Origin of the sequence: Micromonospora reichwaldensis, from assembly GCF_031845925.1 — a bacterium.
GTDB lineage: Bacteria > Actinomycetota > Actinomycetes > Mycobacteriales > Micromonosporaceae > Micromonospora > Micromonospora reichwaldensis.
Window position 1 is genome coordinate 33,994 of sequence record NZ_JAVRFL010000037.1, and the last position, 12,416, is coordinate 46,409.

15 protein-coding genes are annotated in these 12,416 nt (G+C 69.4%); 6 read left to right on the plus strand and 9 right to left on the minus strand.

Annotated features, from left to right (window positions below; genetic code table 11):
* The first annotated feature begins 1 nt into the window (after position 1).
* From RM555_RS25265 to RM555_RS25280, 4 genes are all read left to right on the plus strand, one after another.
* Positions 2-1,960, plus strand: coding sequence for an HsdM family class I SAM-dependent methyltransferase (locus RM555_RS25265; protein WP_311414077.1), 1,959 nt, complete (start codon positions 2-4; stop codon positions 1,958-1,960).
* A gap of 42 nt (positions 1,961-2,002) precedes the next feature.
* On the plus strand, positions 2,003-3,583 hold the full coding sequence (locus RM555_RS25270; protein WP_311414078.1) for a serine/threonine-protein kinase: 1,581 nt from the start codon (positions 2,003-2,005) through the stop codon (positions 3,581-3,583).
* A 294-nt stretch (positions 3,584-3,877) separates the two neighbouring features.
* Positions 3,878-6,025 carry a UvrD-helicase domain-containing protein gene (locus RM555_RS25275; RefSeq protein ID WP_311414079.1) on the plus strand — a complete coding sequence of 716 codons (2,148 nt, stop codon included), beginning with the start codon at positions 3,878-3,880 and terminating at the stop codon, positions 6,023-6,025.
* Positions 6,026-6,113: 88 nt separating this feature from the next.
* Positions 6,114-6,800, plus strand: coding sequence for a hypothetical protein (locus RM555_RS25280; protein WP_311414080.1), 687 nt, complete (start codon positions 6,114-6,116; stop codon positions 6,798-6,800).
* Positions 6,801-7,046: 246 nt separating this feature from the next.
* Here the strand turns inward: RM555_RS25280 and RM555_RS25285 are convergent, their stop codons facing one another.
* The 4 genes from RM555_RS25285 to RM555_RS25300 all read right to left on the minus strand — a co-directional run bounded on the left by RM555_RS25285 (position 7,047) and on the right by RM555_RS25300 (position 8,723).
* Entirely contained in the window at positions 7,047-7,283 is a 237-nt protein-coding gene (locus RM555_RS25285) for a hypothetical protein (RefSeq protein ID WP_311414081.1), read from the minus strand.
* Complete coding sequence (locus RM555_RS25290) at positions 7,280-7,555, minus strand: hypothetical protein (protein WP_311414082.1); 276 nt, start codon at positions 7,553-7,555, stop codon at positions 7,280-7,282. The genes RM555_RS25285 and RM555_RS25290 overlap by 4 nt, the downstream gene beginning before the upstream one ends.
* 81 nt (positions 7,556-7,636) lie before the next feature.
* Positions 7,637-7,843, minus strand: a complete 207-nt coding sequence (locus RM555_RS25295) for a DUF397 domain-containing protein (RefSeq protein WP_311414083.1) — start codon at positions 7,841-7,843, stop codon at positions 7,637-7,639.
* Complete coding sequence (locus RM555_RS25300) at positions 7,836-8,723, minus strand: helix-turn-helix domain-containing protein (RefSeq protein WP_311414084.1); 888 nt, start codon at positions 8,721-8,723, stop codon at positions 7,836-7,838. The genes RM555_RS25295 and RM555_RS25300 overlap by 8 nt, the downstream gene beginning before the upstream one ends.
* A 262-nt stretch (positions 8,724-8,985) precedes the next feature.
* On the opposite strand from RM555_RS25300, the gene RM555_RS25305 reads away from it, so the two are divergent.
* Together RM555_RS25305 and RM555_RS25310 are read left to right on the plus strand one after the other, a co-directional pair.
* Positions 8,986-9,273: a DivIVA domain-containing protein gene (locus tag RM555_RS25305; protein WP_311414085.1), complete on the plus strand. Its 288-nt coding sequence runs from the start codon at positions 8,986-8,988 to the stop codon at positions 9,271-9,273.
* Positions 9,270-9,521 (plus strand): hypothetical protein, encoded by a 252-nt coding sequence (locus RM555_RS25310; protein WP_311414086.1) that lies wholly within the window; start codon positions 9,270-9,272, stop codon positions 9,519-9,521. Before RM555_RS25305 ends, RM555_RS25310 begins: the two co-directional genes overlap by 4 nt.
* A 97-nt stretch (positions 9,522-9,618) precedes the next feature.
* Here RM555_RS25310 and RM555_RS25315 read toward each other — a convergent pair whose 3' ends face one another.
* From RM555_RS25315 to RM555_RS25335, 5 genes are all read right to left on the minus strand, one after another.
* Positions 9,619-9,849 carry a hypothetical protein gene (locus RM555_RS25315; protein ID WP_311414087.1) on the minus strand — a complete coding sequence of 77 codons (231 nt, stop codon included), beginning with the start codon at positions 9,847-9,849 and terminating at the stop codon, positions 9,619-9,621.
* 3 nt (positions 9,850-9,852) lie between these two features.
* Positions 9,853-11,136, minus strand: a complete 1,284-nt coding sequence (locus tag RM555_RS25320) for a WXG100 family type VII secretion target (RefSeq protein WP_311414088.1) — start codon at positions 11,134-11,136, stop codon at positions 9,853-9,855.
* Positions 11,133-11,453 carry a type VII secretion target gene (locus tag RM555_RS25325; RefSeq protein WP_311414089.1) on the minus strand — a complete coding sequence of 107 codons (321 nt, stop codon included), beginning with the start codon at positions 11,451-11,453 and terminating at the stop codon, positions 11,133-11,135. Before RM555_RS25325 ends, RM555_RS25320 begins: the two co-directional genes overlap by 4 nt.
* Positions 11,440-11,841, minus strand: coding sequence for a YbaB/EbfC family nucleoid-associated protein (locus RM555_RS25330; RefSeq protein ID WP_311414090.1), 402 nt, complete (start codon positions 11,839-11,841; stop codon positions 11,440-11,442). The genes RM555_RS25325 and RM555_RS25330 overlap by 14 nt, the downstream gene beginning before the upstream one ends.
* A gap of 288 nt (positions 11,842-12,129) precedes the next feature.
* Entirely contained in the window at positions 12,130-12,396 is a 267-nt protein-coding gene (locus RM555_RS25335) for a hypothetical protein (protein ID WP_311414091.1), read from the minus strand.
* Positions 12,397-12,416: the final 20 nt, after the last annotated feature.

Below are 12,416 nucleotides of genomic sequence, written 5' to 3' on the forward strand. Positions count from 1 at the left end.
CATGTCGGACGGTGCGACCGTGGCCGCCGGTGACATCGCTCGACTGGCCGGCGTCGGGCGGGCGGCGGTGAGCAACTGGCGACGGCGCTTTCCCGATTTCCCGCAGCCGGTCGGCGGCAGCTCCGCGAGTCCTCTGTTCGCGCTCACCGAGGTCGAGCGGTGGCTCAGCCGGCACGACAGGCCGTTCCAGCTCACCCCCGTGGACCGGGTGTGGCAGTCCCTGCGTGGTGCCGCCGCCGACCTCGAGTTGGGCGACCGGATTGGCTATCTCGGTGGCTTCCTGGTGTTTCTTGAGCGGGATCCGGCCGGATGGAAGAGCCTCGCCGACCAGCCCGACGACGTGGTGATGGACCAGCTGCGGGAGGCACTGGCGAGGGGCGTTCCGGAGTTCGCCCACCTCATCACCGACGTGCCGGACCCGGACGCGGTGACCATCGTCCGCCTTGCCGCCGAGGCAGCCGACCAGGAAGGCTCTGGCGCCGTCTTCGACTTCCTCTGCGAGCGTTATCTGGAGGTCCACTCGCGTCGTCACACCGTCACACCGACGGCGTTCGCCTCGCTCATGGTCACGCTCGCCGCTCCGAAGGCGGGAACCGTTCTCGACCCGGCCTGCGGGATCGGCACCCTGCTGCTCGCCGCTACCGACAGCCGTGCCCGGCACGTGTGCGGCCAGGAGGCGAACCGGACGTCGGCGCGCATCGCCGCAGCCCGGCTCCTGCTGCATGCCGGCGATGTCCGGGTCGCCGTGTCGGACTCGCTGCGAGCCGATGCATATGTGGGGGAACTGTTCGACGCGGTGGTCTGCAACCCGCCCTTCGCAGACCGCGCCTGGGGCAGCGACGAACTGGCGGGCGACCCGCGCTGGGAGTACGGCCTGCCGCCGCGCGGTGAGCCGGAACTGGCTTGGGTGCAGCACTGTCTTCGCCACGTGGAGCCCGGAGGACTCGTCGCGATCCTCATGCCGCCTGCCGCGGCCGGTCGGCGTTCCGGCCGACGCATCCGGAGTAACCTGCTGCGGGCCGGTGCGCTGCGGGCGATCATCTGCCGGGCAACGTCCGGACCGACCGGATCCGTCGTACCCGATCTGTGGCTGCTGCAACGCCCCGACGGGGCACGGCGTCCGGACGAGGTGCTCCTGGTCGACGCCGCCTCGGAACCCGCACGCGCAGAAGATGCTTGGGCCGCCTTCTCGGCCGGACGCGAGATGCCGGCCGGTGGCCGGTCGATTCCGGTCATCGACCTGTTGGACGACGACGTGGACCTCACGCCAGCCCGGCACCTGGATGCTGTCGGTGCGGCCCCGTTCGCCTTCCCGTCCGCGCTGGCGTCGCTGACCGCCGCCGTCGAGGCTCTCGTGCCGACACTGCCCGACCTGACTGATGCTCCCCGGCCCGACGCTCCGACGATGACCACCCTCGGCGAGCTGATCAGGATCGGCGCGGTCACCATCCGGCAGGCGCCGATGAAGATGAGCACGCAGGAGGGCGGACCCGTGCCGGTGCTCACGGCTCAGGACGTACGCCTCAGCCGTCCGGCCTCCGCAACTGGCGCTGCGCTGCCGGGCGCGGTCACCCTACGGGCAGGCGACGTGGTGACACCCCTCGCGCCGCGCGCGCCCGCCGTGCACGTCGTGACCGCAGCGGGCCCACTGCTCGGGCCGCGGCTGTACCTGCTGCGGGTCGACCCTGAGCAAATGGACCCGTACTTCCTGGCCGGCTCGCTGCGCAGCGCGCAGCGCGGCGGCTCCAGTGGATCGTCTCTCGGCGGGCGCTTCGACGTCCGGCGGACCCGCATACCGCGACTGTCTCTTCAGGAGCAGCGCGTCATCGGCGAGGCGTTCCGGCGGTTGATGAGCTTCGAGGCGGGGTTGCGGGAGACGGCGGCGCTGGGGGAGGAGCTCGTCGAGCGTGCGTTCCGTGGGCTCGGCGATGGGACGCTCCGTCCGACGGTGGCGGACTAGCCGGCCCATGTCGATGAATCGAGGAATGAGAGGGCGGCGGCGGTGGGGACACTGATCAACAGCCGGTACGAGCTGGACGACCTGCCCATTGGCCGCGGCGGCATGGGCGAGGTATGGCTCGGGCACGACACCAAACTGGACCGGCCGGTGGCGGTGAAGTTCATCCGGTTCCCCGACGGCGAGCCGGACAAGGACTACATCCGCCGGTTCGTCCGCGAGTCGCGGATCACTGCCCGGCTGGAACACCCCGGCGTCCCGGCGGTCTACGACGTCGGATCGCACGAGGGCCGGCCCTACCTCGTCATGCAACGCATCCAGGGGATCAGCGTCGCCGACCTGGTGGCCGAGCAAGGTGCGCTACCCATCGGCTGGGCGGCCGGGATCGCCGCCCAGGTCTGCGCGGTCCTCACCGCCGCCCACCATGCCTCGCTCGTACACCGGGACCTCAAGCCCAGCAACCTCATGCTCCAGCCCGACGGCGCGGTCAAGGTCCTCGACTTCGGGCTCGCCGCGGCGCCCACTCTCTCCGACTTCTCGAAGATCACCGCCACCGGGCTTCCACCTGGAACGCCCCCCTACATGGCGCCCGAGCAGATCCAGACGAACATCAGCGGCCCCGCCACCGACCTCTACGCGCTGGGCTGCACGCTGCACGAGATGCTCACCGGGGAGCGGCTCTTCACCGGCTCCACCTCCTACGACGTGTGGAGCAAGCAGGTCGCCCACGAGCCGTTGCCTGTGCGCGGCGTCCGGGACGACGTGCCGGCCGCGCTGGAGGAGTTGCTGCTGCACCTGCTGCGGAAGAAACCCGAGGACCGGCCGCAGAGCGCCCACGTCGTCTACGACCGTCTGCTGCCCTTCGTCACCGAGCTCGGCCCGATTCCAGGGGTGCTCCACGCGCCGTCGACGGTGAGCCCGACCCGGATGTACGGTTCGATGCTGGGGCGGGTGTTCACCGCGGCCCCCGCGACGTCGCCGGCCGGGCCGCTCGTGCCGCCCCCGTCCACAGCCGCGCCGGCGCCACCTCAACGCCAGCCTGATGTGAAGTCGGGGGCTGGACGCTCGGATCTCCGGCGCGCACGCGCGGAAGCCAGCCGGCTGGTCAGCTCGTCCCGCTACGGCCAGGCGGCGGAAGTGCTCGCGGCCGCCGTCGCCCCGGCGGTCACCGCCCTCGGTAGGACGGACAAGGACGTCGTACGCGTCCGGCTCGAACTGGCCGACGCGCTCTTCGAGGAGGGGGACTACCGGCGGGCCGCCCCGGCGTACGAGGAACTCGCCGTGGATGTGGCCCGGGACGCCGGACCTCATGCCGACATCGCGCTGCACTGCCGGCTCAGGGCTGCCACCTGCCGGGCGCTGTTCGGGGAGACAAGCGAGGCGTTACGGCAGCTTGAGTCGTTGGTGCGGGACCAGACCGACGCGTTCGGGCCGGACGACCCGCGCACGCTGGAGCTGAGACGTCAGATCGGTCTGCTTCAGCTCGGCGCCGGCCAGAGGAAAGCCGCGGAGCAGACCCTAACCCGTCTCCTCGCGGATCTGACCCGGCTCAACAGCGCCACACATCCGAGCAGCAGAGAGATCGCTGACCTGCTGTCAGGCCTGCGTCGACCGGACTCCCGATAACTGCTCCTCACAGGGGCAACGCACCGCAGCACCGACCGATCACTTCTTCGCCGCCGGGCGGCGCTGACTGAGGAGAGCGTCATGGGTGACACCTCGCCGATCGAGCACATCTCCATTCGTGTGCCCTGGCACGACACCGGCTGGAAGGGAACAGTCTGACATCGCGGGGATCGGTCACCGGCTGGACCGATCCCACACCGCCCGAAGGATCTCCATCGGTGGCTACGGGAGACGTCCCTGCCGGCCCGGTACGGTCGCCTCCGCCGCCGTCGACACGCCCCAGAAAGGTTCCTCGTGCCTCAGCTCGCCTTCGCCAACAGCTTCTGGGAGAGCTATGACGTCCTGGAAAAGCCGGTCAAGGCCGGTGTACGTAAGGCGATGACGAAGTTCCAGCAGCTCACCATCGCCGAACTCCACGCGGACAAGGGCCTGCACCTGGAGTCGGTGAACAACGCGCGCGACCAGCGCATGCGGACGATCCGCATCAACGACTTCTGGCGGGGCGTGGTGCTGGCGCCGGACGACGGCAGCGACACCTTTCTGCTGCTGAATGTCGTCCCGCACGACGCTGCGTACACGTGGGCGGCGAAGCGCCTCTACACGGTCAACACGGCGACGCGGGCGCTGGAGGTTCGCAACGTCGTCGCCCTCGAGCAGGTCACACCGGCGCTGGAGAAGGCGGCGGCGCAGGCACCGGCGCTGCTGTTCGCCCGCCACTCCGACACGGTGCTGCGCCACCTTGGCATCGACGATCAGGTGCTGCGGGCCGTCCGGACGATCGTCGACAAGCCCCAGCTCGAAGCGTTCGGCACGCTGCTGCCTGAGGACCAGTTTGAGGTCCTGCAGTACCTCGCCGAGGGCTTCTCACCAGACGAGGTCTACCGTGACCTCGTTTCCGAGCGTCGGCCGGCTGCCGCGGCGCCAGAGCCGAGCGAGAGCCTGGCGGCGGCGATCGCCAACACCACCAGCCGCATCATGCTGGTGACCCGGCCAGACGAACTGGCCGAGATCCTCGACAAGCCGTTCGCCGCCTGGCGGGTGTTCCTTCACCCATCGCAGCGACGGCTTGCGTACCGCGACTCGTTCAAGGGACCGGCGCAGGTGACGGGTGGTCCGGGAACGGGCAAGACGGTTGTCGCCCTGCACCGCGTCAAGCACCTGCTCTCCCGCTCGTCCGAGAACCGGGTGCTGCTCACCACGTACACCAATGCCCTGGCCGCCGCCCTGCGCGAGAACCTGGCGCTGCTGCTCGACGACGAGCAGCATCTGGCGCGGGTCGAGGTCACCACGGTGAACGCCTTCGCCAGTCGCGCCGTGCGTGCCCTCGCCGGCCGGGTGCCCACCCCGATCGGTGATGCCGACGAGCGACAGGTGTGGCGACGGGTATGTCGGCGGCTGACCCTGCCCTGGACCGAGCAGTTCCTCGCCCAGGAGTTTCGCCACGTGGTCCTCGCCCACAACGTGCAGAGCCGGGAGGAGTACCGCGCGGCGAACCGGCGAGGGAGAGGGTCAGCGCTGGGTCAGCGGCAGCGCGACCGGGTGTGGGACGCCGTCGAGATGTTCCAAAAGGAGGCGTCGGCGGCCGGCAGCGGCACCCACCTGCAGATCTGTGCGCGGGCGGCGCAACTGCTCGGCGGTGCCGACCTCACCGTCCACGGGTACGACCACGTCGTGGTGGACGAGGCGCAGGACCTGCATCCCATGCAGTGGCGGGTGCTGCGGGCCGCGGTGGCGCCCGGCGCGGACGATCTCTTCATCACTGGCGACCCGCACCAGCGGATCTACGACTCCCGGGTTTCGCTCAACGCCCTCGGTATCTCGGTTGCCGGGCGCAGCAGTCGCCTGCGGGTCAACTACCGCAGTACCGAGGAGATCCTCTCCTGGTCCACCGGGGTGCTTGTCGGAACGCGGGTCGAGGACCTCGGCGGCGACGGCGACGACAGCCTCGCCGGCTACCGGTCACTACTGCACGGCAAACGGCCTCATGCCGCCGGGTACCCGACGGGCCAGGCCGAGATTGCGGCGCTGGTCGAGCGGGTGGGGGAGTGGCTGGAGCAGGGCGTGGCGGCAAGTGAGATCGCGGTGTGCGCCAGGTTCACCACCACGCTGGGCGACGTACAGGAGGCGTTGGGCACCGCTGGGATCCCGGCGGTCCGGGTGCGGGACCAGCCCGGCGCGGACGTCGACGGGGTGCGGCTCGCAACCATGCACGCGATGAAGGGGCTGGAGTTCCGCTGCGTGGCGGTGGTCGGTGTTACGGCGCGCGCGGTGCCGTTCGTCAAGGAGATCACGCCGTCCGAGGTGGATCCTTTGCAGCATGAGAGCGACCTGCTTCGCGAGCGTTGCTTACTGTTTGTCGCTAGCACCCGGGCGAGAGAGGCGCTGCACGTGTCATGGAGCGGGCAGCCCAGCCCGTTCATGGCGTTCGCCGCCGCACGCTGACTGGACGTAATTCAGGTTTGGCGCAAGATCCGTTCGGCTGGTCGAATGGAAGGCTCAGCTGGGCGTGACGACTTAAGGAGTTCAAGGCATGGCAACAGCTGCCCACGACGAACCGATTCTGGAAGCAGCCGAACGTGGGCAGCGAGTCCTCGACCTCTTGGACAAGGCAATCGACCTCCAGGGCCCACTGGTACGCAAGAACATCGCCCGGGCCCGCCAGCGGAATCCCGAGGCGACACCAGCAGAGGTGATCCGCAGTCTGGAACGGATGTACGTCAGTGCCCTGGCCGGGACGGGCGCTGCAGTTGGAGGGGCCGCAGCGGCACCCGGCGTCGGCACAGGCGTCGCACTGGCACTGTCGGCCGGCGAGGCTCTCTCATCTCTTCAGCTGAGCGCCCTCTTCGCGCTCTCGATCGCCGAAGTCCACGGAGTCCCCATCGATGAGATCGAGCGCCGCCGAACGATCGTGATGGGAATCATGCTTGGCGGGTCCGGCTCCGCCACCATCACCAAGGTCGCCGAGCGTACGGGGCAACACTGGGGACGCCAGGTCGTCGCCAAGGTGCCTGCCGAGACATTGCGTCAGATCAACAAGATCCTGGGGAAGCACTTCATCACGAAGTATGGCACCAAGCAGGGAATCATCGTTCTCGGTCGGGCGGCACCGTTCGGTATCGGCGCCGTGATTGGTGGTGGCGCCAACGCTGCCCTCGCCACTCTTGCTGTGCGAGCCGGTCGTCGCGCATTTGGCCCACCCCCGACGTCGTGGCCGTGACTGACGCAGAGCACACCGCCGACGTCCGAGAACTCGCAACACACGGGCACGCACCCCTGTCCTGCCCATGACGGTGATGACACCGGCCGGATCTTGAAATAGGTGAGGACCTCCGGGTGAGGTGGAGCTTGTTGAAGGTTTCGCACCACCAGGAGGTCCTCGTGCCACGCGGATCGAGGGCCGCTCGGCCGTCCCCGGCAGGTCGATCCCCGACGTCTGCGGAGTCGGCGACGGTCGCTGACAGCGTTAGCCGTACAGAAAATCGTAGGCGTCCAGCTCGTTGATCAGGTCGTCATCACGGGTCACCTCGAAGCCCCGTTCCCGCAGGGCATCCAGAAGATCATGCTCGGCGGCGAGGGAAAGCTCCAGGTAGTCGCCGTTGTGCACGGTGGCCACGCTCTCGGCGAATCGGGTCTGGATGTCCTCGGGCAGGAGGCCGAGGGCTCGACTCGTCACCATCACTGGCCAGTCACCCTCGCTCACCGCGTTGAGTTCGTAGATGTCGAACGGCTCGTCGTCGCCGTGCTCGTCGTGCTCCTCATCGTGTCGAATGCGCGAGCCGGGTTCGAGGTGTGGCGGACCGGGACGCTGCGGGCCTCGCCCCAGGTGCGGGCAGAGAAGATCGCGGTGATCTCGCCGGCCTCCTCCGGCGCGGTGTCGGCGTCGGCGAAGGCGAGGCAGTCGTGGGCCTTGGCGTGGCCGTACACGAGCTTGCGAGGTTCCTGAGGCTTCAGGGACGAATCGGTGCTGGTCATGGCGCAGATTCTTGCGGGCAGATGATCATCACTGGATATCGGGGTCAGGAACCGACGAGCGGTCGCGCATCTCGCTCCAGGTCACGGGTGAGGGACAAGTCCGTTCGCGGCTGCAGCCGCGAACGCGGACCAAGCGGCCGGACCGAAGGTGAGCGCGGGACCAGCCAGGTCCTTGGAGTCGCGGACGGCGACGAAGCCGGGCAGGTTGGTGGCCACCTCGACACAGGCACCTCCATTGTCGCCACTGCGGGTGCTCTTGCGCCAGATGGCGTCGGTCAGGTCAGTCATGCCGCATCTCCCCGATGATCTGCTTGATCATGTCCTTGGATTTTGCCTCGCCGAGCGCCAGCGCATCCAGGCCCCGCCACACACGTTCGTAGGCGGCCAACTCGTCTGGCTTGTCGAGATAGAGCGCCCCCGTCAGCGACTCGCTGTAGATGACGGATGGTTCGGGTGTGGCCCGACCACCCTTGGTTGGAGGGAAGTCGAGGATCATGAAGGTGCCGGCGACGGCGCCCGGCTGCGGCCCGGCGGCCAACGGCAGCACCCGCACCGACACGTTCGGTAGGTCGGACAGCCTCATGAGGTGGTCGAGCTGGGCGGCCATGACAGTCGGAGTGCCAACCGTGCGCCGAAGCACCGCCTCGGACAATATCGACTCCAGCCGGGGAGCCGCGGGGAGTCGTCGACTCAGGAGGGCCTGCCGCTGAAGCCGCACCTCGACGGCTCGCTCTCGTTCCTCGTCGTTCAACAGCCCTCCGAGACGGAAGAGTGCCCGGGCGTACTCCTTGGTCTGCAGGATCCCAGGAATCAGCGACTCGTCATAACCCCTGAGCCGGGACGCGGCGGACTCCAGGCCGACGTACAGCTCGAACCAGCTCGGGACCGCGTCGCCGTACGCGTGCCACCAGCCCTTGGACTTTGTCTCCGTGGCGAGCCCGCGCATCGCCTGGGTCATCTCGGCGGACACCCCGTACAGCTCGCACATCGCCTTGACGTCGAGCGCCCGGACCGGGCCCATGCCGCACTCGATCCGCCAGATTTTCTGCCGGCTGTATTCGAGGGCCTCGGCGGCGGCGTCGAGGGTCACGCCCGCCTCGGTGCGGTACTGGCGTAGCAGCCGGCCGAGTTGCCGGCGCGGCACGGTCGATCCGACGTCCTCGGCCACCCGGACACTCCCTGATTCCACCGTGCAACACTGCGTCGCCTGCCCCTGCGGCAGCTATCGGTAGCAGCAAAGAAAGTCAATACCTCTGGGGAGAATTCCCGTGTGCAACGTTGCTTCGATGCTGCGCACCGTCACAGGATGACCACAGGCCCTGGTGTCGTACCGCTGATCGAAGCTGCGGCGGCAGGGCGGGGTGGCCCGTGCGTGCGGGGAGGGTGGACGGGCCACCCCTTCCATTCCACGAGGGAGAGGCAGGCAGTAGATGCGCGTCCGCAACCAGCGACCAGGAGCGACCTACCGCTCCTCGGCGTACACCAGTTTGCTGCCGTGGCAGGTGCGCGAGCGCCGCTTCAAGCCGGTCGGGCTCGGACGCCGCGGCCTGGAACCGGCTGATGTCTACAACTTCCTCGACCGCGTCGCCGGCGACATGGCCAACGTCTACGCCGCCCTGGCCGCCAGCCGCCGGGAGGCCGCCGTCCTCAAGGACGCGCTGCGCCGCTGGCGGTCCGAGCAGGCCCGCGCCCGCACCGACCGTGGACAAGAGCTATGACCCAGCGGTACGTCGTCCACCTGCCCGTCGCCGCCGCAGACCTGCCGGCCGCGCAGCGGCTGGCCCGGGTGATCAGCCGTTGGCTGCTGGTGCTGCCGCAGACCGACCCGGGGGAGGTCACCGTTTCGGAAGAGGACAACCAGCACGTGCGTCACCGGGTCTTCTGTGACCTGCGGATGCCCGGCGGCCGGCGCTGCCTGCTCCGTGCCGACCACGACGGCGCCTGCTCCCGCCGCCTCTCCAGGTGAGCGTGGACGTCGCTACGGAAGCTGACCCGCCGACCAAGCCGTAGACCGGTCGCGTAGCTCTGCGCAGACCGGATGGGGGAGGGGACTCGATCTGAGGTCAACCGGCGAACAACATCCTCCCGGGAAACTCGCCGCCGGATCGCCGGGCGTTGACGATTTTGGCGGTGATGGCGCTGGCGGCCGAATCGAAGTCGCCATCGTCCACACGCGCTTCGAAGGTACTCGGATCGATCAGCAGGACCCGGTCGAACCTGTCCTCGAAGCCGAACTCGTACCGCACCTCATCCGCGTCGCCCTCGACTCGGCGTGCAACCACCATCATCCCCATGGCTCATCCTTCGAAATTCGAGTAGTCCTCGTACGTAGGACCGGGTACGGATGCCTCCCAGTTCGACACCTTGTTCGCGGCGAGATGCGCTTCCCGGTAGTCCGCCTGCGGGTGCGCCTGGTAGTACCGAGATTCTGCCAGCTCGTGCTCCAGCAACGCGTAGTCCTCCGGGAGCGGTTCACCCCGTCGCAGACGTAGCCACGCCTCAGCCATGGGAGGGCTCGGGTCGTACCGCTGTCGGATTACCCCGCCGGCGTAGTCGTCCATGGGGTGTTCCTCGATGAAGATGTGCCGACGGATCTGCTCGATCTCTTCAGGGGAGAAGCCGCGCGATCCGTCCAGACGAGGTGCGTCAGTAAGGTGTCGGGCGATGACGCCAGCGTCCTCCTGTTGTCGGATGGACTCATACGCCGCAGCCGCCCAGCGGTCCTGGCGATCGTAGTCTGCGAGGTTGCGGGGGCGTGTGGTGTGGCCTCCGTGAACTCGACCGACGCTGTCTGCCGTCCCATGCGGACCTCCGTGAGGAGCCGCCACGAGGCGATGCAGCGCCTGCTTCAGCTTCTCGATCAGGTCACCGAGCCGCCGGATCTCCGGCATCAGTCGCCGCAGGCTCGCCAGCAGCCCTCGTAGCAGCCGCGCGATCCGCGCCGCCCACGACGCCACCAACGTCGTCACCTGCTCCACCACCAGCGGCGCGGCGAACCCGCCGGTGACGACCAGTTCGCCGGCGTACACGATGAGGCGGGAGACGCAGGTGGCGATGGCGTCGCGGACCAGCAGCCGGACGGCAGCGACCAGGCCGGCGGCTCCTTCGGTGATGGCGGCGAGGGTGTCGGCGCCCTGGGCCAGCCCGCCGATGGCCTGCTGCTGCTCGGCGGCCCAGGCCCGGTAGGCGGGGCCGGCGCCGCCACCCCAGCTTGCGACGTCGGTGCGGACGGCGGCGGCCAGGTCGGCGGCTTCCCTGCGCAGCGACGCGGCGACGTTGCGCCAGGTCCGGGCGTGGGCGGTGATCTGCGCCGGGTCGCCGGCGAGCCAGTCCAGTGCCTCGCTGAGCGGCTTGACGTGCTCGATCAGCCAGGCGATGCCGTACTGGAGCAGCGCGCCGACCGGGTCGGAGACGAAGGCGAGGGCGTCCAGGCCGGCGCTGACCACGCCGAGGGTGCCGTCGATCCAGCTGCCGTTGCGGACGCCCTGGGCGATGAGCTCGATGTCCTCGCAGATCCAGATGCCGGCCCAGGCGCTGGGCGGGGCGTCGGCGGCGGTGGCGACGAGCGGGTTGGTGGTCACTCCTTGTGCCGTATCCGTTGCAGCGACCGCTCGGCCCGAGTGTCGGCGGCACGGTAGCGGTCGGCGCCGGTCCGCAGTCTGTCGGCCGTGTCGCGCACCGAGCCGGCTGCGGTGCCGATGCCCTGGACGAGGGTCTGCTGGAGGCCGTCGAGCAGCGCCGGCATGATCGCGCAGAGTCGCCCGTACGCCTCGGCTCCCAACCGGACGTGCTGGCCGGCCTGGCGGGCGGTGTCGAGACTGTCGGCGCGGCGGTCGAGGCGCGCGGCGTGGCGGGTCAGGTCGTCGGGGTCGACCTGGAGGCCCTCAGCGCCGGGCATCCGGTGTGTCCCGGTCGGGAGCCAGCCGGCGGCGGTACGACTCGACAAGCGCCACCGCTGTCGGATCCTCGGCACCGAGGACGCCCGTGGTCGCCTCGGTGATCCTGCTCAGGAGGTCGGCGTGAGCGGCTCGGGTGGTCGCGAGGATCTGCCGGGCGGTGTGCGCCGCGGAGTGCTGTCGGGTGCGTTCGTCCAGCCGCAGGTCGACCAGCAGGCCCGACGAGTCGACGGTGACCTCGATCGTCTGATCGGGGCTGGTCGCCGTGCCCCTCATCGCCTGCACCCGCGAAGCCAGCTCCTTGGCCCGGGCCGCCCGGTCCGCGATGGACGCTTCCCAGTCGTCGAGCCGGCGCGTTGCCGCGTCCAGCGCGGCTTCGTCCGCCCACATGCCTGACCCTCCCCAGGGGCATCGACACCGACCGGTGGGGTGTCGCCGACACGCTACCAACCGGTGGCGCTGCGTGGTGTGCCGCCGGCGGTGCCCGGTGGGCGGGGATGCCGGTCCGTGCGACGGGAACGAGCCTGCCGCCGGGACCGTCGGCGGGTCAGCGCGTCGGTTCGGACCCCGGCAGTGGGGCTCGGTTGTTGCCGTGCTGCCACAACAGCCGCCGGGCGTCCTTCGTGTCCAGGAGGCGCAGCCCGCGTTCCGCCCTGCGGCTGAACACCTCGTCGTCGTTCAGTAGTTCCGCGGAGAGAGCACCCCGAACGCGAGCGGGGACCGGGCCTCTCCGAGGAGTTCCAGAAGCAGGAACCGGGTCCGGTGATCGAGCTCCCGGGCGTACGCGTCGAGCAACTCCTGCACGCGAAGCGGGGCCATGTCCCGTAGTAGCCCGAACCCGTCCTCCATCTTCTGTGGATCACGGCTGCGTATCATGGCCAGGGAGCGTCCGAAGTTTCCGGCCGCACGGTGCAGGGCCCGCGCGCGTACGCGCTCGTAGTCCATCGACCCAGGCTACCGACGTC